15 protein-coding genes are annotated in these 21,951 nt (G+C 41.9%); 8 read left to right on the plus strand and 7 right to left on the minus strand.

Annotated features, from left to right (window positions below; genetic code table 11):
- Positions 1 to 253 precede the first annotated feature (253 nt).
- The 4 genes from katB to AB4160_RS08285 all read right to left on the minus strand — a co-directional run bounded on the left by katB (position 254) and on the right by AB4160_RS08285 (position 5,438).
- Positions 254 to 1,717: a catalase KatB gene (gene katB, locus AB4160_RS08270; protein WP_372004183.1), complete on the minus strand. Its 1,464-nt coding sequence runs from the start codon at positions 1,715 to 1,717 to the stop codon at positions 254 to 256.
- Positions 1,718 to 2,056: 339 nt separating this feature from the next.
- The gene (locus AB4160_RS08275; protein ID WP_303410267.1) at positions 2,057 to 2,299 is read right to left on the minus strand and encodes a YgjV family protein; all 243 of its coding nucleotides are present in this window, start codon (positions 2,297 to 2,299) and stop codon (positions 2,057 to 2,059) included.
- A gap of 54 nt (positions 2,300 to 2,353) precedes the next feature.
- The gene (locus AB4160_RS08280) at positions 2,354 to 2,803 is read right to left on the minus strand and encodes a PaaI family thioesterase (protein WP_102436759.1); all 450 of its coding nucleotides are present in this window, start codon (positions 2,801 to 2,803) and stop codon (positions 2,354 to 2,356) included.
- A 133-nt stretch (positions 2,804 to 2,936) separates the two neighbouring features.
- Entirely contained in the window at positions 2,937 to 5,438 is a 2,502-nt protein-coding gene (locus AB4160_RS08285; protein ID WP_303446511.1) for a S8 family serine peptidase, read from the minus strand.
- 680 nt (positions 5,439 to 6,118) lie between these two features.
- On the opposite strand from AB4160_RS08285, the gene AB4160_RS08290 reads away from it, so the two are divergent.
- The gene (locus AB4160_RS08290; RefSeq protein ID WP_372004186.1) at positions 6,119 to 7,582 is read left to right on the plus strand and encodes a curlin; all 1,464 of its coding nucleotides are present in this window, start codon (positions 6,119 to 6,121) and stop codon (positions 7,580 to 7,582) included.
- Between the two features lie 250 nt (positions 7,583 to 7,832).
- Here AB4160_RS08290 and AB4160_RS08295 read toward each other — a convergent pair whose 3' ends face one another.
- Together AB4160_RS08295 and AB4160_RS08300 are read right to left on the minus strand one after the other, a co-directional pair.
- Complete coding sequence (locus tag AB4160_RS08295; RefSeq protein ID WP_102436757.1) at positions 7,833 to 8,498, minus strand: response regulator transcription factor; 666 nt, start codon at positions 8,496 to 8,498, stop codon at positions 7,833 to 7,835.
- A 256-nt stretch (positions 8,499 to 8,754) separates the two neighbouring features.
- Positions 8,755 to 9,351 carry a DUF2238 domain-containing protein gene (locus tag AB4160_RS08300; protein ID WP_102436755.1) on the minus strand — a complete coding sequence of 199 codons (597 nt, stop codon included), beginning with the start codon at positions 9,349 to 9,351 and terminating at the stop codon, positions 8,755 to 8,757.
- Between the two features lie 151 nt (positions 9,352 to 9,502).
- Here AB4160_RS08300 and serA point away from each other — a divergent pair, with 151 nt between their 5' ends.
- From serA to AB4160_RS08335, 7 genes are all read left to right on the plus strand, one after another.
- The gene (gene serA / locus AB4160_RS08305) at positions 9,503 to 10,732 is read left to right on the plus strand and encodes a phosphoglycerate dehydrogenase (RefSeq protein WP_372004188.1); all 1,230 of its coding nucleotides are present in this window, start codon (positions 9,503 to 9,505) and stop codon (positions 10,730 to 10,732) included.
- 162 nt (positions 10,733 to 10,894) lie between these two features.
- Complete coding sequence (ygfZ, locus tag AB4160_RS08310) at positions 10,895 to 11,854, plus strand: tRNA-modifying protein YgfZ (RefSeq protein ID WP_102475336.1); 960 nt, start codon at positions 10,895 to 10,897, stop codon at positions 11,852 to 11,854.
- Between the two features lie 205 nt (positions 11,855 to 12,059).
- On the plus strand, positions 12,060 to 12,728 hold the full coding sequence (locus AB4160_RS08315; protein WP_372004190.1) for an ABC transporter ATP-binding protein: 669 nt from the start codon (positions 12,060 to 12,062) through the stop codon (positions 12,726 to 12,728).
- Positions 12,721 to 15,264, plus strand: a complete 2,544-nt coding sequence (locus tag AB4160_RS08320; RefSeq protein ID WP_102436747.1) for an ABC transporter permease — start codon at positions 12,721 to 12,723, stop codon at positions 15,262 to 15,264. Before AB4160_RS08315 ends, AB4160_RS08320 begins: the two co-directional genes overlap by 8 nt.
- Positions 15,264 to 16,445, plus strand: a complete 1,182-nt coding sequence (locus AB4160_RS08325) for a lipocalin-like domain-containing protein (protein ID WP_372004192.1) — start codon at positions 15,264 to 15,266, stop codon at positions 16,443 to 16,445. The genes AB4160_RS08320 and AB4160_RS08325 overlap by 1 nt, the downstream gene beginning before the upstream one ends.
- Positions 16,446 to 16,818: 373 nt before the next feature.
- The gene (napA, locus tag AB4160_RS08330) at positions 16,819 to 19,302 is read left to right on the plus strand and encodes a nitrate reductase catalytic subunit NapA (RefSeq protein ID WP_102436745.1); all 2,484 of its coding nucleotides are present in this window, start codon (positions 16,819 to 16,821) and stop codon (positions 19,300 to 19,302) included.
- Between the two features lie 101 nt (positions 19,303 to 19,403).
- Positions 19,404 to 19,829, plus strand: a complete 426-nt coding sequence (locus tag AB4160_RS08335; RefSeq protein ID WP_102436743.1) for a nitrate reductase cytochrome c-type subunit — start codon at positions 19,404 to 19,406, stop codon at positions 19,827 to 19,829.
- A 113-nt stretch (positions 19,830 to 19,942) separates the two neighbouring features.
- Here the strand turns inward: AB4160_RS08335 and AB4160_RS08340 are convergent, their stop codons facing one another.
- Entirely contained in the window at positions 19,943 to 21,907 is a 1,965-nt protein-coding gene (locus AB4160_RS08340; protein ID WP_102475339.1) for an alkyl/aryl-sulfatase, read from the minus strand.
- Between the last annotated feature and the right edge of the window lie 44 nt (positions 21,908 to 21,951).

Here is a 21,951-nt window from a genome sequence, read left to right on the forward strand (position 1 = left end):
ACGCAAGGATTTTGCAATGGCGTAGCATTACAGCCATACAAGAGGGTTTTGAGGCTAGCAAACAATTTGAAGAGCGATATTAATTGAGTAATCACATATAAAACTACCCATCAACAAATGAAATGATGAGTAAACTGACTATGCAGGTAAACCAGAACAAGATAAATAAAAAAGGAAGACCTAAGTCTTCCTTTTACATAGTTAACAACAGGTATTTACTTATCTAATACCTTAACAATCAAATTACCAAGCATTATGCTTCCAAAAGTGTTTTGATGCGTTGACCATAATCGCTATCAGCTTTTAAGAAATGCTCAACCATTCTCAATTGCACATCTTCACTTGCTTGGCTCAATGTACCTGCAATGGTTTCAACTAAACGCTGCTTTTCTTCTTCACTAAAGATGCGGTACAAATTACCCGCCTGAGTATAGTCATCTTGGTCATAACGGCTATATCTTGCAGCCTCGCCATCAAGTCTTAGTGGCGGCTCAATAAATTGAGACGGCTCTTGAAGTGCTGCCGGAGCAGTGTTTGGGCCGTAATTGGCACTTGAATCTTCACCTGTTTGACTGCCGTTATATGGGCATTGTGTCCCTGCCATAGCCCCTGCACGTTGATGATGGTTAGCTTTAGCGGCATGAGGACAATTTACCGGTAATTGGTTGTAATTAGTCCCAATACGGTAACGCTGTGCATCTGCATAAGAGAACAAACGCGCTTGCAACATTTTATCAGGTGAAGCGCCGACACCAGGAACCAAGTTACTTGGTGCTAATGCAACTTGCTCAACTTCAGCAAAGTAGTTGTCTGGCATACGATTTAACTCAAGTTCGCCAATTTCAATTAATGGATAATCTGCATGTGGCCATACTTTGGTTAAATCGAATGGGTTTATTGCATAATCATTGGCGTCTGCTTCAGGCATTATCTGCACTTTTACAGCCCACTTAGGGAAGTTACCATCGGCGATAGCTGCAACCATGTCACGTTGCGATGAGTCAGGATCAATACCTTTTAAAATATCAGCTTGCTCTGCAGTTAAGTTCACTACACCTTGCTGTGATTTAAAGTGGAACTTGACCCAGTAACGCTCACCTTTGGCATTCCATAATGAGAAAGTATGTGAACCATAGCCGTGCATTTGACGGTAATTAGCTGGGATACCGCGATCTGACATTAAAATAGTCACTTGATGCATGGCTTCTGGGTTTAATGACCAGAAATCCCACATTGCTTGCGGATCTTTCAAATTAGTCTGCGGGTTACGCTTTTGGGTATGAATAAAGTCAGGGAATTTAATGCCGTCACGTAAGAAGAATGTCGGAGTGTTATTCCCCACAATGTCATGATTACCGCGGGCAGTATAAAAACGTAAACCAAAACCACGAGGATCACGCTCTGCATCGGCGCTACCCATCTCGCCGCCAACAGTTGAGAAGCGAATGAAGGTCTCAGTTTGCTTGCCCACACCATTAAAGTGATCAGCCAAGGTGAAATCACTTAGGTCTTTAGTTAAGGTAAAAGTACCATAAACACCGGTACCTTTTGCATGTACTACTCGCTCAGGAATACGCTCACGGTTAAAGTGGGCTAATTTTTCAATTAAGTGCCAATCTTGTAATAATAATGGACCACGCTCACCTGCTGATAATGAATTTTGGTCATCAGCTATTGGGGCACCATTTTGGCTAGTTAAGTAATTGCTATTATCCATTTGTTACTCCTGATTTGCGGCATCTAGCCACTGCTCAATTAAATCAAATACTGTCGCCACGATATTTCTCCTGGCTGCGTTTCATTGAAATCATAATAACCGCAGCGAAAATAAAGTTAAAACGATTAAGATGAATTGCTACAATCTATTTTTACGATTCATTAGCAAAAAAAATGGCGAAGCATTCGCCTCACCATTTAATGATATTTAAATACAATTGAGTCATTACTGATCTCACACCAAATTAAGTGTAAATATTGCATCAATAGTTTACAAGCTGATTACCTGTGCAACTAGAAGGCAACTATATACGTAGATAAAACGACAAACTTAAAGGGTTTATTCTGATCTAGTTTCAGGTTCTTTATACAGTTTTATTAAATAATAAATATCAATTAATACAATAAAAAAATTCACTAATGCCACTGGGATGGCATCTATCGCCAAACCATAAGCGACAAAAAGCGCTGCACCAATAAGGTTCCACCAGCGTAATTTTTTTATATTAGCCATCATCAATGAAATAGCCACCACGGCAGAGGCTAAATAACCCACCCATTCCCATACTGTTGCAGCTTCCATTTATGATTCCTTTTAAGGGGTTTGACTTTATTCAGTGTAGTTAATAATTGCCTATTAAGCGCTGACTTTTCTAGCTACTACAGCCGCAGTCATCCGAGAAATACAACATAACTCACCTGCAGAATTATTGATTAGCACTTCCCATACCGAGCTACGTTTACCGATATGCACTGCTCTTGCCGTCGCAATTAACTCACCATTTCGTGACGCTTTTAAGTGATTGGCATTAATTTCTTGGCCAACACAATAAAAATGCTTAAAGTCGACCACAAAGTTAGCCGCATAACTGGCAACGGTTTCGGCCAGTGCCACATTAGCGCCGCCATGAACTATGCCTAAAGGGTTATGTACTGAAGGGTTAGCTGGCATAGTCGCCACCATATAATCTGCGCCAATTTCAGTAATTTTAATACCAAGGGTTTTCATTAATGTGCCCTTTCCATGGAGCCCACTATCCATTTTAGCGCAATCTTCAAGGGTGACTTCTCTAAACCAAATACTCATTTATCAACTTCCAGTAATTCGTAATTAATTCAGTCTACTGCCAAGCTATTTAACTTTAAAGGATTTCCATAAAAAAGGGATGGCAGCTGCCATCCCTTTTTAAACTTCGTTTTAATTTTTTAGGTTAACACTACTAAAAAATAGCTACGATTGGGTCTGAACATAATGTTGTGTCTGTTTCACAGATTTTATAAGTCACCTCTGCTGGTGCATTAGTGAAACGATCTCGGTAACGGCCATCATTCGACGTTGTTGATACCATTACATCATCACGGTAAATATTAACACTTTCACCGTTTGCACCGCTCCATGATAAGTCCACCGCCGCACTACCACGACGTGAAACCATAGTACGTGTAACTGCAGCGTCTATGCTGTAATCAAATACTTCGATATCCATAGCAGTTGTATCAGTTAAACCTTCACTGTCTGTTACCACCAATGTCACAGAGTAAATTCCACCTGCCGCATAAGCGTATGTAGGATTCATATCTGAAGAGGTAGAACCGTCACCAAAGCTCCATTCATAGCTAACAATGTCATCATTAACGTCTGAACTTAAGTCGGTAAAATCAACCGTTAAGCCATCAATAGCATATTCAAAGCCTGCCACCGGTGCTGTAGGACTCGCATCCCCCAGAGCCGATAAAAGTAAGCCCCAATGATTTAATGAGCCACTATCTCCACCCGCTAAATCACTAACCGTTAATGTCCAAGTACCCAATGCTATTTCACCATTGAATTGCTCAGTTGCCCATGTCTGTACAATATCATCAGCACTGCCACCAGTTTGATTGTGCAACATAGCTTCTGTGCCATTTGGTGATGTTAGTGTTACGACTAAATCTCCTATCCATGTATGGGTAATATCAACATTCACATCAAGGCCAAAGATTTGTAATTCATCCCCGATTTCAATGGTGCTGGTGATAGTAGTATTATCCGAAATATCCACAGGAGTATCATTGCTATAACCAAAATCATTCAATCCCGCAGGATAGACTTCTAGGCTAACAGCTTTACTTTTCGAAGTGATGCCGTCATCAGCATGAACGGTAATGACATAATCTCCCCAAATAGCAGACTCAAGCGTCGCAACATCAAGCGTAAAACTGTCACCGACTACTGCAGTGTTAGCAGAAAGACTAATGCCTTCTAATGCTGGTGATACATCAAATGACAGCGTGACTTGATCATCCCAACCAGCAATACTGCCCAGACTAAAGTCATAACTAACGGCACTGCCAGCTTCAACTGATTGTGAAGATGGCGTGACACTTAACGCAAATGATGGATCTGGATCTGCATCTGCCAGTGCGTTTGCGACATTTAAACGTGTTCCAGCCACTGTTAGGCCAGTCAATGCTGCATTAGCATCACCAGAATCCATTAGTAACTGCTTCATAGTGACAGGGTCAATATCAGGTGCTATTGACCACACAAGTGCTGCAGCGCCGGTGATATGTGGTGTAGCCATTGAAGTACCTGAATAGGTACCATAACTATTTCCAGGAAGGGTTGATAAAATCGCAGAACCAGGCGCGCCCATATCGACACTTGTTAATCCCCATTGAGAAAAACTAGACATATCGTCATTGTGATCGGTACTGGCAATCGACAAAACAACATCAGAGTCATAACTTGATGGATAGTGTGGATTTGCATCATTATCAACAGCGCTATTACCTGCTGCTGCAACAAATAAAATTCCTTCATCACCAGCCGATTCAATAGAATCTTTTAATGCTTGGCTAAATCCGCCGCCGCCCCAAGAATTATTGGTCGCTTTAACATCAACACCATGGTTCACTTTTAAATTAGTGAAATAATCAATACAAGCTATCGCAGCTTCTGTAGAGCCTGTTCCACTATCACTTAAAAATTTACAACCAATGATAGTGACATCCCAGTTAACCCCAACAACACCTACGCCATCATTACCTTGTGCGCCAATAGTTCCTGAGACATGGGTACCATGACCATTGCCATCCATTGGATCACCAGTTCCGGTAATAGCGTTAAAGCCGTTAACATCATCAATGACACCATTGTTATCATCATCAATACCATTTCCGGGTATTTCATTAGGGTTAACCCAAAGGTTTGCAACTAGATCTGGATGATTATAATCAACACCAGTATCAATTACGCCAATAACCACATTTTCACTACCTGTAGTAGTGTCCCAAGCGGTAACGGCATCGATATCAGCACCAGAAACACCACCAGTTTGACCGGTATTATTTAAGCCCCATAACTCCACGAAATTTGGATCGTCTGGCATACCAATTGCCGTATAAGTATAATTAGGTTCGGCATATTTTACTGCTGGATGCTTACTAATTAACTTAATTGCACTTTCAACATTACTACCGCTTTTAAGTGATAACTTAGCCAATCGTCCAGATAATAGGTATTTAAACTTATCATCTATACCATCAGCATTTTTATCTGTGACTGTTCCTGCGACTAGATTTTGCGCTGACAACCGTTCAAAGATTGACACATTTTCTTTATAAACAACGAGAATTTCATCTTTTTTATACTTTACACTTTCTTGAGCAATAACAGGGCTTGCGTTTAACGCAAATAGAGATGTTACTGCTAATGCAATTGGGGACATTTTGTTAATCATGATGTGGCTTCCTATCTTCCATTAATAATTCCCGGAACCGGTAATGCAGCACCTGTAGCTTTTCCATTAGCTATTTTTAAAAGCGAGTTGATTTTCCACGAAGTGAAACCCGGAATTTGTTGTTGCCATCAAATTGTTGCCACAAGCTGTATAACAATAAAAGCACTGAAACTTTAATTAGTAAGTAACTACTAGGCTTATTCGACTAGTCAATATTAGTGGTAAGCGAAAACAGCCAAATATAAGCATGATATTCAGTAACTTAAACCTTTGTAGCACTAAAGGTTTAATCTTAATCCCCTAAAAAAACTAACCTTTTATACGATTGAGAAAAATCAATGGGCACCGTAAGTTAATCTTGTAACGCGCTGCATCAGCAGAATCATTTGAAATTCTACCAACCTAAAACCAAACAGTTTTAGGGTTAATAATCATAAACTTAAAAGCAAACCCTGCTCTTAAGTTATTGGTGTTTATTGAGGGTTTATAGTGCTTCAAATACTGTTAGATCTTTAAAAGTTCACGCTGAAGTTACTTCTTGATCGCATATTAGTACTCAGTTACCTAAAGCTAAATTATGCACTTTGGCGACACAATGAGTTAACTAGGAAGCGAAATACTTTATCAAACGATTATTTTCTAATAATCAGATAAATCTATATTTAAACAGGGAGCGTAGAATGAAATCGCAAAAGAAATTATCGTTAGTATCACTTGCTATTGCAGCAAGCTTAGCATTACCCGTTTCAGCAGCAGGACTTTCATTACCAGAGGTGACAGCTGCAGAGAAATCGGCATTCGCTTCGAATACTAACGCAACAGTAACTCAAACGGGCATGGAGCAGGATGCCACAGTAAGCCAAACTGGCACGCGTCATATTTCAACCGTGACACAAATTGGTGATTTACAGTTTGCCGAGGTAACCCAGCAAGGGGACTGGCAAGAATCTTATATTAGCTCTGAAGGTAATGGAAACTCTGTCATTACTAACCAGGTTGATGATTGGCATATTTCAAACGTTGGCATCATAGGTGACCAAAACCAAGTTACTATTCAGCAGGCTGACTTTTATAACACTAGTGACGTATCGCTAACGGGTAATAGTAACACTGCTGATGTTATTCAAGATGGAGCTCAAAACGAAAGTATCATCGAAGTTATTGGTAATGAAAACGCTGCAGAAGTAACCCAGTACGGTGCGATTAACTTAGCGGTATTCGCTGTTGAAGGTAATAGTAATAGTGCAACCATAATGCAAGATGGTGTAAATAACCAAGCAGGTATCGTTTCCGATTCAGGCAGCCTAAATGCTGGCGATGGTAATGAACTATTTGTAAACCAACTTGGTGATAACAACTTTGGTGCTGCTTTAGGTGTATTTGGTGATAATAATACATTCGATTTTAGCCAAACAGGCGATGATAACACTGCTGTAGTAGCAAGCTTATCAGGCTCTTTAAATGATATTACTATCGACCAAACTGGCATTAATAACGGCGCAACAATAGAGTTTTCTTTTGGAGACGATAATGACGTTACTATTAGTCAAGATGGTTTTGGTAACCAAGTGGGCGGCGCTAATATTGCTATTTTAAATGGCTCGCTTAACGATATTGAAGTCGTACAAACTGGTGATGCCAATTTAACTGAGTTTATTGTTTATGGTGATGAGAATGTTATATCTGTAGATCAAAGTGGTGCAGATAACTACACTGCTTTTGTAGCTGATGGCTTCTATAATGAGGTCACTATCACTTCCTCAGGTGAACTTAACTTTGCATATGCAGAAACCGTTGGAGATAACAATACAGTTGATATGAGCCAAACAGGCAATGATAACGAAGCCGTTATTTCAAATGTCGGTTCAAATCAGACTGTTGATATCAGCCAAGAAGGTGATTTTAACTTAACTGATATAGTCGCCTTTGGTGATGACCACTCAATTACCGTTTCTCAGCTAGGCGACGGTAACTGGGTTGGTGGAGATGATGGTTACTTTGCAATTGATGGTACTATGAATACATTAAATGTAACCCAAATTGGTAATGATAATACGGTTACAGGCATGCAAATTGGCACTAATGATATTGCCACTGTAGTCCAAACCGGAAACTTTAATTCTGCAGCAATTTACCAGAATTAATTTATAGAAAATTTTCTTACTGAATATAGGGAGCACATTGCTCCCTATATATTTACTTTAATATCTCCTCCACTGGCAAAGCTTATTGTTTTCATTACGTTAAGCTAATTCTGTGCAATTTTATGACATAAGCTCATAAATTAATTTTACACGATGAAATAATTGCCGAAACAAACAAAAAAACCAGTTACAACTAGCAACTGGCTTAATAACATCTCTAAATTATTTTAAAGCGGGTAAATAACCTAAGTTAAGCGAACTCAAAATGGGCTTGATAAGTTTGTGCCCAACGCAGTAACTCGACCCGATTGCGAGATTGGGTTTTCCTAAAGATGGAAGAGATATGTGCCTTTACCGTGTGCTCACTAATGCAAAGCCTGTGGGCTATTTCTTTATTCCTTGCACCGCTTGAAACTAGTTGAATGATGGTTCTTTCACGATTAGTGAGCATTTGCAGCATTGCGATAGTATCTGGGGGGATTTCTGTATTAGCATCAAGTTTTTGTACTAGTCGGCGGAAAATTTTGCTAATTAGCGGTCGATCATACCAAAGCTCATCAGCTACCATTTTACGTAACCCGGTCAACATTAAATCCATACGTTGGTCGGCATAAAGTAAGCCTCTTACACCTAACAATAGTGCAGACTCCTGATCTAACGAGCCCCGTTCAACTTGATATAAAGCGACAGGGACATGATTAACTAGCCGTGATACCAACAGCGGAATGCCTTTGCTATCCAGCGCGGCCCCCTTTTGGGCGATCAAATAGAAACAATTAGTATTATGTTCTACTTCAAGTTCACTAGGGTGTTTCACTACCCTGGTTTTTAACCCTATCGACTCAGCTAAAATAGCCAAGTTGCAAGGCGCTGCAACCTGGTGTAAGAAGACTAATTCATCAATATTCGAATTCATCACTTTTCTCCCTGAAAAGTATTCTGTATCTCTCGGCTATACGAGTTTCTTCCTGAAACATTGATAACATAATAACAACATAATGCAATAATAGTACATTTTAACTAGCCCATAAGGCATTTTAACTAGTCTATAAAGTATTTCTGCAATACTTAAGTACTCATTAATAGATTAAGTGCTCGCAAACCAAGCCGTTACCAAAAATAAAACAAGTAAAAATAAACTTAACAGTCACAAGATCTATAAATGTAGCTGATTAAAGTGATGCTAACTGCTTATTATGTACCTTTGTGAGCAAGACTAATGCACTAATACCACCTATAAGTGCCATAAACATATCTGACTGTGTATCCCACACATAGCCTTGAGTGCCTAAAAACGCCTCCGCATTCTCACCTGTTGCAGCTGCAACCCACCACTCAATAAGTTCGTAAAAAGCAGAAAATGCCAATACAAAACAAACTGATAGAAACTGACACCAATAGCCCGGTTGTAAGACGTGATTTCTTAGCATCACCTCTCTTGCCAGTATGACCGGAATAAACCCCTGAGCAAGATGGCCGATTTTGTCATAATTATTACGTTCGCTACCCATCACATCAGCCAACCAATCAAACAGTGGTACTTCGGCATAGGTATATTTAGCTCCGACCATGAGCACGCAGCAATGTAACAAAATCAATAAGTAAGCTAAGGGTGTTAGGGGGAATTTATTACGGGTAAAAAATAAGATGGGTAAGGCGATTAATGCTGGCAGTGCTTCTAACCACCAAGTAAACATATCTTTAGGTGAACTCACCGACCAAACGAGCACGACAGCAAAAATAACCACCCATATAACTTTCTTATTCACTATACATTCCCTTTAGATGATATTGTTCTAAACCAAGATCACAGTCTTTAGCCATCTAGCCCTCTACAATGGCAATAAATAATGCTATTTTGGTTGCGCATTAATGTCAGCATAACATAAGCATAACTATTGATAAGAGGGTACCCACACCATGGCAAAACACTCGCTTGACAAGGATAAGATTAAAATCCTGCTGTTGGAGGGCGTCCACCAAACTGCAGTCGATGTACTTAAGCGTGCAGGTTATACCAATATTGAATATCACAAAGCTTCCCTTCCTGAAGACCAGTTGCTGCGCTCAATTAAAGATGCTCACTTTGTCGGCCTGCGCTCGCGCACCCAATTAACCGCTGAAGTGTTGAACCATGCTGAAAAACTAGTCGCGATTGGCTGTTTCTGTATTGGTACTAACCAAGTTGATATTGCCGCTGCTGAGAAGTTAGGCGTACCCGTTTTTAATGCGCCATTCTCAAACACTCGCAGTGTTGCTGAGCTAGTGTTAGGTGAGATCATCATGCTGATGCGCGGTATTCCTCAGCGTAACGCCCTTGCCCACCGTGGCGGTTGGTTAAAAAGTGCCAATGGTAGCTATGAAGTGCGCGGTAAAACCTTAGGGGTCATTGGTTACGGCCATATAGGTACTCAGCTGGGTATTTTGGCTGAAACCCTCGGTATGCGGGTGGTATTTTTCGATATTGAAGACAAGTTGCCACTGGGTAATGCCAGCCAAATCCATTCAATGGAAACACTATTGAATGAAGCAGACGTTATCAGCTTGCATGTACCAGAAACTACGCAAACTAAAAATATGATTGGTGCGACAGAGTTTGAACAAATGCGTTCAAAAAGCTTTTTTATCAATGCATCACGGGGCACTGTGGTTGATATTGATGCGCTTTCTGATGCCCTAAAGTCAGGCCATATTGCAGGCGCTGCAATTGATGTATTCCCAGTTGAGCCTAAGTCAAATGATGACGAATTTATTAGCCCACTACGTGGACAAGATAACGTCATTATTACCCCGCATATTGGTGGTAGTACTGCTGAAGCTCAAGAAAATATCGGTATTGAAGTCGCGGGTAAGCTGGCTAAATATTCTGATAATGGCTCAACTGTGTCTGCGGTTAACTTCCCTGAAGTGTCATTGCCACAACATAAAGGCACCTCGCGCTTATTGCATGTTCACCACAACCGTCCAGGTGTGTTGATTAAAATTAACCAAGCGTTTTCAGAAAAAGGCATTAACATTGCTGCGCAATATCTACAAACGACTGCAGATATTGGTTACGTGGTCATGGAAGTCAATTCAAACCAAGCCGAACAAGCGCTGGGCGAGTTAAAAGCAATTGAAGGTACTATTCGTACCCGCGTATTGTTTTAATTCAAGCTAAGTCGGTGAACGATTTAACCTTAGGCTTATCTCGCAGTTAAATTGTGAATTAAAGCTATCTTCAATTAATTGAAGATAGCTTTTTCTTTTGAGCCTCACTGAATTCCGTTACACTCAAAGCTTATCTTTGTTGCTCACCTTAGGGATCATTTTATGACACTCGCAACCACACAGCCAAACTGGGATTACTTAACTTCAACGCCCGACTTACTGGTTTCAAACTTAAGCCACTTAGGTTTAATTGAAGTGACCGGTGAGCAAGGTAAAACCTTTATTCACGGCCAAGTCACTACCGATATCGTATCGCTGACAGAAACTCAGTGGCGCTGGGGCGCCCATTGCGATCCTAAGGGTAAGATGATTGCTAGCTTTAGAACCTACACAATTGCTGAAAGCCTTTTTATTTTAATGCCAGCATCAGTATTACCGCTAAGTTTGGCCTCATGGCAGAAATATGCGGTGTTCAGTAAAGCGGAATTAACTGATGTCACTGCTAAGCAAGTTATTTTAGGCTTTGCTGGTACGAAGGCTGCAGAGTTTATTGAGCAGCAATTTGGACGGATTGAACATGAAGTTACTCACGCTGAAGGCGCTATTATTTTAAAAGATGCTGAGCGCTTCATAGTGATTACATCAGCTGAAAAAGCGCAGCAATTAGTCACAGCTTCAAATCAACCACTATCTAGCCACCAAGCTTGGCAAGCATTAGAAATTCAAGCCGGTTACGCCAATATTGACGACAACCACAGCAGTGAGTTTGTACCACAAATGTGTAATATACAGGCGGTAAACGGTATTAGTTTTGAAAAAGGCTGCTACATGGGCCAAGAAACCATTGCCAGAATGAAGTACCGCGGTGGTAATAAACGCGCCCTGTATATTCTATCCGGTAGTGCCTCTGAAACTGTCAGCAGTGAAACTCAAATTGAAATTGCCTCAGAAGATGGCTTTCTTCGAGCGGGTAAAGTTATCGAAGCGGTTGAATTTAATGGCCAAGTGCTATTAACCGCAGTATTGGCTAACGATACGCCAAATGATGCAAAACTAAGAGTAAAAAATGACAACCAAAGTGAGCTAGTGGTGAAGCCGCTACCTTATTCGTTAGAAGATTAACTTAAACGGTTATATGGGTTAAAGCCAACAAAGGCTGCTAACCGTAACATTAAATAAAGGCTGATGGATGAGGTTACTTCTCATTCTTCAGCCTTTTTTATTATTTCAAAATCAACATATAAACGGGTTATTTCAATGAAAAGTCGATCTAAGTAATTTTATTTGTCGTATGATGATGTAATTACAAGTAATACCAGAGACGCTAATGACAGCAGTGATCACCCAACTATCGCAAGTATCCAAAGGCTTTAACGATGGCGATAGACTCCATCAGGTGCTTAACTGTGTCGATTTATCCCTGCATCGTGGTGATACCATTGCGCTAACCGGCCCCAGCGGCACGGGCAAAAGCACCCTACTTAATATCATTGCCGGTTTTGAGAAAATTGATTCTGGTCTGTTACAACTCATGAACCAACAAGCAGCGCAGTGGCAAGATAGTCAATGGAGCCAGTTTAGGCGCGCCCAACTTGGTATTGTCTTCCAACAATTCAACTTACTCACCCCGCTTAATGTTATCGATAATATCCGTTTTGTATTACAGCTTAATAATCAAAAGTGGAGTGATTGGGGCGATGAGCTTATTACGCAGCTTGGGATTAGTGACATTTTAACAAGACCTGTTGAAACCTTATCGGGTGGTCAGCAGCAACGCGTTGCCATTGCCAGAGCGTTAATCCACAAACCGGCATTATTACTAGCAGACGAGCCAACCGGTAATTTAGATGAAGCTGCAGGTCAGCAAGTAATGGAGCTAATGTGCCAGCTTACCATGGCTGCAAATACCACGGTGTTGATGGTAACCCACAGTGAAACCTGTGCGGGCTATATGAAACGCAGATGGCATTTAGAAAAAGGCCATATTCATGAGTAATCAGGCTCAAGACATCACTGTCAAACAATGGCTGTTGTCACTAAAAATCTTCTTTGCCCACTACCGCCATTCGCCATTACAAGCTGGTGCCATTCTTCTCGGTATCCTCCTCGCAGTCACCTTGCTAATAGGCGTCAAGTCTACCAATGAAAATGCAGTAAGAAGTTACAGCGAAGCCACCGAACTATTAAGTCAACGGGCAAGCTTGTTGATCACCCCAGCCGCAGGGCAACAACTCATTAATGAGCAGGTCTATTTCCGATTGCGTCAAAGCGGGATCAGTAATGCTTTAGCTGTGATTAATGGCCTTGCAGTCGACGATAAAGGGCGGCGCTGGCAAATTCAAGGCAGCGATTTATTTGCTGCAGTTAACTTACAAAACCATTCATCTGAAGCTCAAACGAATACCAACAGCAAAACGCCCATTAATATTCCACTGGATAAGCTATTAGCAGGCAGCAATGTGTTGTTAATGAGCCAATCCCTAGCGGATAACATAGCAAAAGACGGGTGGTTTTATTTACAAAACCCACAAGATAAAGCCGCTAACACTATCAAGCTCGAAGTGATCAGTGTCGATGATGATTATGGCTTAGGTAATGCCATTGTCGCTGATATCTCTTTAGCGCAAATCCTATTAGACCAACCCAATAAGCTGTCTTATATTGCTTTGTTTGATCCTGCTGAGCCACTGATTGAGCAAATCAATAGTCAAAATCTATTACAGCAACAGGCGAGTATTACAGAACAAGATCAAGGCCAGGCGCTACAAGAGCTTACCCGTAGTTTTCACTTAAACCTTAACGCCATGAGTATGCTGGCTTTTGTGGTAGGGCTATTTATCGCTTATAACGGCGTGCGCTACAGTTTGATGAAGCGGCAAAAATTATTAGTACAATTACTGCAATTAGGGATTAATAAGCATAATGTGATGCTAGCACTGGTCGCTGAGCTCATTGTGCTGGTGATCATTGGTGCAAGCTTAGGCTTTATTCTGGGGCTGCAACTCAGCGTCTGGCTACAACCTATGGTCGCCATGACACTAGAGCAGCTTTATGGCGCTCGGCTAATGCCCGGCAACTGGCAATGGCAGTGGTTTGCCCAAGCCATAGTGTTAACCTTGTTTGCCGGTTTACTCGCCTGCCTGCCACTGTATCGACAATTAACGCAACAACCCCTCGCCCGAGCTGGCACCAAACATAATCAAGCAAGCAGTTTGCTGGTCACCCAACGCTGGTTGTTTGCCATCGCGATAGTGGCATTAACCATTTGCGCTGCACTGTTTCCGTTTACTGAGCAATATCAATTTAGCCTCGCACTGATGGGGATTGTTATTGTCGCTATCCCACTATTGCTGCCATTAACACTGCATTATGTCAGTAGTAGTTTGGCTAAGTATTTTCCGGCAGGATTATGGCAATACATGATGGCAGAAACCAAAGAGTTAATCGGGCCGTTATCGTTAGCCATGATGGCGATGCTATTGGCGCTAACCGCGAACATTTCGATGAATACCCTAGTGGGCAGTTTTGAAGTCACCTTAAAAACCTGGCTTGAAAGCCGCCTTCATGCAGATTTATACATGCGCCCGTCAAGCGAAAACATCACTGATATTGCGTCTTTCTTAGAGAAGCAGCCTAAGGTCACTGGTATATATTCACAGTGGACAGTAAATAGCAGTTATCAAAATATGCCCGTTGAACTTGTGAGTCGCGATTTGTATTCAACTAAGATTGTCAGTTCGCTAAAACAGCAATCAGATGACTTCTGGGCTGAATTTACTCAGGGTAATCAGTTGATGATAAGTGAGCCCATTGCGATTAAATACAAGTTACAAATTGGCGATAGCTTTACATTGCCAATCATGTCAGCAAAAACGAATCAACACCCCGTGACCATTGGCGCTATCTTCTTTGATTATGGTAACCCTAAGGGTCAGGTCGTAATTGGTAATACACTATGGCAACAATTACAATTGCCCAAGCAAGCTAAAAGTATCGCTGCCAGCTATGATGGCGATATAAACGAGCTTGAACAATCACTCGTTAATAGCAAGCTAATTTCAACAGCGCAAATGTATAACCAAGCCAAAATTAAGCAGCAAGCCATAGCCATGTTTAAGCAAACCTTTTCTATCACCATGGTGCTCAATAGCCTCACCTTAATGGTGGCTGCCATTGGATTATTCAGTGCATGCTTAATGCTAACCCAAGCCAGACAAGCACCACTAGCCAAACTATATGCCCTTGGGGTGAGCAAAGCACGCTTGCGCTTTATGATGTTCATTCAAATGCAGTTTATTGTATTACTCACCTGTTTAGTGGCGCTGCCAACAGGTGCTGTACTGGGTTACTTACTGATCAACAAAGTCACTTTACAAGCCTTTGGTTGGAGTATTGCCATGCTATGGGATTGGCAAGCTTATGCCCGAGTGGTGTTAATTGCGCTGTCTACCAGCGCCGTTGCCATCGCGATCCCACTTTACTGGCAAACCCGTAAATCACTGATTCATAACCTTCAGCAAGAGGCTTTATAATGTATAACGCCCCGATAACCAGCGCCATCAAAAAGCGACAGATTGACCCAGTGCTAAAGCTACGACAGTCAGCTTTTATCGCAATATGGTTACTGTTAGCTTGTCTGAGCCAAATGGGTTGTCAGCCTAATTCAACAGCAGAGTCAGATAACAAAGCCAGTATGGGCAGCCTATTAACGCAAGACGCTGACAGCCTTGAGCAATACGCCAAAGTACTGCCAGATCATCAACTCAATTTCCCGCAAGATCATTTAAGCCATGATAAATTTAGGCAAGAGTGGTGGTATTTAACGGCCAATATGACCACTGAGGCGGGTGAAGAGCTAGGGCTTCAATGGACTCAATTCAGAATTGCGTTGTCTGCTGCTGATACTGCCGCGCCAAACAACTGGGCTACTAATCAAATGTTTATGTCACACGCTGCATTAACCTCAGCATCCAAGCATCAAGCCAAAGAGAAATGGTCTCGCGCCCATCCACAACTGGCTCATGTTAGCTCTAACCCTCTCACCATCGTGTTAGATGACTGGCAGTGGCGCAGTGAAACAAATGCGTTATTTCCGGCAAATTTAACGGTTAACACTGAAACATTTGGCTACCAATTATCATTAACCAGTAACGCGCCAATGAACCTACAAGGCGATAACGGCTACAGTATTAAAAGCCCTAACGGCGAAGTTGCTTCTTACTATTACAGCCAGCCTTTTATTGATTTAACAGGTTCTATTAACCGTGATGGTAAAACTGAAATAGTCACAGGAAAGGCTTGGCTTGATAGGGAGTGGAGCTCGCAATTCCTTACTAAAAGCCAGCAAGGCTGGGACTGGTTTTCTATTCGCTTAGATGATGGCTCTGCGCTAATGCTTTTTCAACTAAGAAACAGTAATAGTGAGGCCTTTTTTAGTGCCCGCAGAATGTTTTTCGACGGTAACGGCAGAAATATTAATAGTAAGTCACACCCAAACGACATAAAAGTTACCCCGCTTAGCTGGCAACAAACTGACAGTGGTCGCTATCCAATTAGTTGGCAGGTTAGCATTACTAGCGAAGATATTGATGTCACCGTTAAAGCACTTAACCCCAACAGTGATATGCCACTGACAATCTCTTATTGGGAAGGCCCGATCAGCGTATCAGGCAGTCATTCTGGTAATGGATATATGGAGCTAACGGGCTATTAGCACCATTGATGTTCAAAGTTAATTTTGCCTCTTCCTCGCTTTTTAAAGCCTATAGAAGCTTCTACTTCTATAGGACGGATTTATCTATATCTGTCCTATACTTTTACCATTAACTATCAATAATCCGTAAGAATTAAATTTACATTTGCTAATTAAGTAATTGAGCAAATTGAAAAATGTGCTTTAGATCACACTTACTAGTGTGATCTACAGCAATAAACAGCCCGTATACTCAGTCTGGGGTATACCCATGAAAAATGCGCGGTTTAGACTCAATGATAGTTAAGTTTTTTGTTAATAAAAACCTTGGTAAATAAAAACAAAGATAGTTTTAAAAATACTGTCTACATACATTTAAGAGTGAGGAAACACCATGAGCATAAGCCGTCGCGAGTTTCTAAAAGCCAATGCAGCTACCGCAGCCGCTTCGGCAGTTGGACTTGCTTTACCAATAAAAATGGTTCAAGCAGAAGAGCAGTCTGCAGAAATAAAATGGGACAAAGCCCCTTGTCGTTTCTGTGGTGTGGGTTGTAGTGTTTTAGTGGGTACCAAAGGTGGCAAAGTTGTTGCGACTCAGGGCGACCCAGAAAGCCCAGTCAACAAAGGTCTTAACTGTGTTAAGGGCTACTTCCTCTCTAAAATTATGTACGGCAAAGACCGCCTTACGTCGCCATTATTAAGAATGAAAGATGGCAAGTATGACAAAGAAGGTGAATTTACCCCAGTAAGCTGGGATGTTGCCCTTGATACCATGGCTGACAAGTGGAAAGCCAGTATTGCCAAAAAAGGCCCTACATCGGTAGGTATGTTTGGCTCGGGCCAATGGACTATCTGGGAAGGCTACGCGGCATCTAAATTACACAAAGCGGGCTTCCTTACCAACAACATCGATCCTAATGCCCGTCACTGTATGGCATCTGCGGTAGGTGGATTCATGCGTACCTTTGGTATTGATGAGCCAATGGGTAGCTATGATGACTTCGAAGCTGCAGATCACTTCGTGCTTTGGGGCGCCAATATGGCAGAAATGCACCCTATTCTATGGTCACGCTTAACTGACCGTCGTTTAAGCCATGAAGGCAGTAAAGTCCATGTGTTATCGACATTTGAAAACCGCAGCTTCGAACTTGCCGACAACCCTATGGTATTTAAGCCGCAATCTGACTTAGTTATCTTGAACTTCATTGCCAATTATATCATCCAAAACGATGCGGTTAATAAAGACTTCGTCAGCAAGCATACTAACTTCGCAGAAGGTGTGACTGATATCGGTTACGGTCTTCGCCCTGAGCATCCTCTAGAGCAGAAAGCGAAAAACCCAGGTAACGGCAAATCTAAGCCTATCTCTTTTGAAGAATACGCAAAATTTGTCAGTACTTATACTGCTGAATACGCATCTGAAATGAGTGGCGTACCAGTTGAAAACCTTATCGAAATGGCAAAAGCGTATGCTGATCCTAACATCAAGATCATGAGCTTATGGACTATGGGTATTAACCAACATACTCGTGGTGTGTGGGCAAACAACATGCTTTATAACATTCACTTGTTAACAGGTAAAATTGCCACGCCAGGTAACAGCCCGTTCTCATTAACAGGTCAACCTTCAGCTTGTGGTACAGCACGTGAAGTGGGTACTTTCTCGCATCGTTTGCCTGCAGACATGGTTGTAGCAAACCCTAAACATCGCGCAATCACTGAAAAGTTATGGCAGCTACCTGAAGGCACGATTCCGCCAAAACCTGGCTACCATGCTGTACTTCAAAGCCGTATGCTGAAAGATGGCAAACTAAACTGTTACTGGACTATGTGCACCAATAACATGCAAGCAGGTCCAAACATTAACGATGAAATTTACCCAGGTTTCCGCAACCCAGAAAACTTCATTGTGGTATCAGACCCATACCCAACAGTGACAGCAACAGCTGCTGACTTGATTCTTCCTACTGCGATGTGGGTAGAAAAAGAAGGTGCTTACGGTAACGCTGAGCGCCGTACTCATATGTGGCATCAACAAGTTAAAGCCCCTGAAGGCGCTAAGTCTGACTTATGGCAGCTTGTTGAGTTCTCTAAGCGCTTCAAAGTTTCTGAAGTTTGGCCTGCAGAGTTAATTGCTAAAAAGCCTGAGTATGCAGAAAAAACCTTATATGACATCTTATTTGCTAACGGTGTCGTTGATAAATTCCCGTCATCAGAGTGTAAAGGTGACTACAACGATGAAAACGATGCATTCGGCTTCTACCTGCAAAAAGGGTTATTTGAAGAGTATGCTCAATTTGGTCGTGGACACGGTCATGATTTAGATGCATTTGACAACTATCATGAAAACCGCGGTAAACGCTGGCCTGTAGTCAATGGTACCGAAACGGTTCGTCGTTTCGTTGAAGGAAGCGATCCATACGTTAAAGCTGGTGAAGGTTATAACTTCTACGGTAAGCCTGATGGACGCGCGGTTATTTTTGCACTGCCATTTGAGCCCGCTGCTGAAGAGCCAAATGAAGAGTTTGACCTATGGATGTCTACAGGTCGCGTACTTGAGCATTGGCATACAGCTAGTATGACAGCTCGTGTACCAGAGCTGCATAAGTCTTACCCTGATGCACAGGTATTCATGCACCCTAAAGACGCGAGTAGTCGTGGCCTGAAAAATGGTGATGAAGTGAAAGTGATTTCTCCACGTGGTGAAGTGAAAACGCGTGTTGAAACTAAAGGCCGTAACAAGCCACCTGTCGGCGTGGTGTTTATGCCATTCTTTGATGCTAGACAGCTGGTCAACAAATTATTACTTGATGCTACTGATCCGTTATCGAAAGAAACAGATTTCAAGAAGTGTCCAGTGAAGATTGTTAAAGCCTAATTTGACTTACAGTGATGCTGAAAACAAATTTAGCATCACTGAATCACTATTTATCTCTATCCATTTAATCAAAAAATAATGGATATGAAGGAGTGTAAACCATGAAGAAATTACTTAGCCTTGCTGCGATAGTGCTCAGTCTTAGCGCATGCTCAGGTCAACAAGCAGCAGAAACTGCTGCACCAGTAAATGTAAAATCACTAGCTGGTGATGTACAGATTACTGACACCATTCCTGCAGATGCAAAAGCGACTTACCCAAGCCGCGGAACTGCGATTGAAAGAACATTTGTGCATCAACCACCTATGATCCCCCATAGAGATAGTTATCCTATCACTATGAAAAAGAATGGTTGTTTAACGTGTCACAGTACTGAAAAGGCAGCGCGCATGAAAGCCACGCCAATCGACAAGTCACACGTAAAAGCCGATGGAAAATTTGACGATAAATATTATTTTTGTGTTCAGTGCCATGTTGCACAAGCAGATAATAAAGAAGCATTAGTTGAGAATTACCACACAAACTAAGCTTCTACATCCAGCTTGATATCGATGTAAAATAAAAATGCCACTGGATCTCAGTGGCATTTTAGTTTGTCGCTAACATGACAACATTAGCTAAGGCTCAAAGTCTAAAGCCTTTACGGCGTCACAATATTAAACCAGAAGTTATATTCATCAAGCATGCCTAAAAACGCAGTGAATAAGCTTTCATCGCCACTAATTTTTACATCGCCTTTTTTAATGGCCTCATCAAAGGTTATCTCTTTTAGCTGGATGCTATTCATGGTTTCCATGCTCATAACTAAGCCGACATCCGGGTCTTCAACTTGATTTGAGCTGTGGTGTAATACCGCATTCTCAACTGTTAAGCTGTAACCCTTTTTAAGATCAGTGAAATCAATATTGATATCAAACTGTTTACCCGCCGCTTTGGCAGAATCCAATCTTACCGCTAAATAATCAAACAGCAATTCAGGTGTCATCGCGCGAATAGTATCAGGTGTTGCGGTTTGAGTTCCCCCTGCCGACGGAATACCATTTCGCAGCTCATAAGCACCTTGTAAATATACTGAACGCCAAGGCCCTGACTCAGCTTGATAACCTAATTGCTCAAAGGCATCGGCCAATAACTCTTTAGCCTCAGTAGATTGAGGGTTAGCAAAAACAGCATGTTTCATCACCTCAGCAACCCAGCGATATTCACCATCAGCGAAAGAGTTTTTGGCTTTTTTAACCACTTCAGCTTCGCCACCCATGTACTGCATATACTTTTTAGCAACCACTTCTGGCGGCAGATTATCAAGGTTAGATGGATTACCGTTATACCAGCCCATATAACGTTGGTACACTGCGCGGCTATTATGTTTCAGCGTACCGTAATAGCCTCTGGTAGCCCAGTTCTGCTCTAATTCAGGTGGCAGTGTGATCATTTCAGAAATCTCTTCGCCTGTGTAACCTTGGTTCATCAGTCTTACTGATTGGTCATGGGTGAATTTGTAGATATCACGCTGCTTTTTGAAATAAGGAATAATGTTGTCACTGCCCCATAAAGGCCAATGATGACTTTGGAACTTAACTTTTGCTTCTTGGCCCCACAGGCTAATAGTCTCGTCAAGGAAACTGGCCCAAATCAGCGCATCTCGCACTTGCGCCCCACGAAGGGTTAAGATGTTATGCATGGTATTAGTCGTGTTTTCCGCCATCCACAAGGCTTTATATTGTGGAAACCAAGTGTTCATCTCAGCTGGTGCTTCAGTGCCGGGGGTTAACTGAAACTCCATTTCAACACCATCAATAGTTAATTTAGTCCCCGTCTGTTTGATTTCCTTATTAGGCACTAATAAACCCGCAAGCCCGGTCGATACTGTCATACCTAGACCGCCATTTACACCGCCCTGGGCATTTCTAGGCAGTAATGCGCCGTACATAAATACCGCACGGCGACCCATGGCATTACCGGCAATGACATTTTCTGACACCGCATGCTCAGTGAAATGCTCCGGCGCTATCACCTGCACTTTACCGCTGGCGACATCTTCAGCTGTGGCTAAGCCGGTTGCACCGCCATAATGGTCAATATGGCTATGACTATAAACAATCGCCACCACTGGACGCTCTCCAATATGCTTATTAATTAAGTCTAATGAGGCTTTAGCTGTTTCAGGGGAGATTAATGGGTCAAATACAATCCAGCCCTTGTCGCCTTTAATGAAAGTGATGTTACTTAAGTCAAATCCACGTACTTGGTAAATATTATCAGTCACTTCAAATAAACCATGATGAAGTACCAATTGGCTATTACGCCATAAACTGGGGTTGACCGTATCTGGGGAGGCTTTGTCATCACTAATATAAGTTTTGTATTGCTCTAAATCCCATACCACATTGCCATTGGCATCTTTAATGGTCACCACATCAGGCTTAGCAATAAAACCCCGTTTAGCATTGTCAAAATCTTGCTTGTCGTTAAAGGGAAGCGCCTTTAGCACTGCGGCATTGGCTTTTTGAGTATGTTCAGTAGCAGGTTTAGATTGAGTAGCGGCGACACTATTAAAACACACCGCGACAGAAAAAGCCGCGGCAAGCAGATAAAGCGGTTTCATATAAGCTCCTTTTAAACACGATTAAATACTTAATTCGTTATCCT

Origin of the sequence: Shewanella sp. 10N.286.51.B8, from assembly GCF_041469325.1 — a bacterium.
In the GTDB taxonomy this organism is placed as follows: domain Bacteria; phylum Pseudomonadota; class Gammaproteobacteria; order Enterobacterales; family Shewanellaceae; genus Shewanella.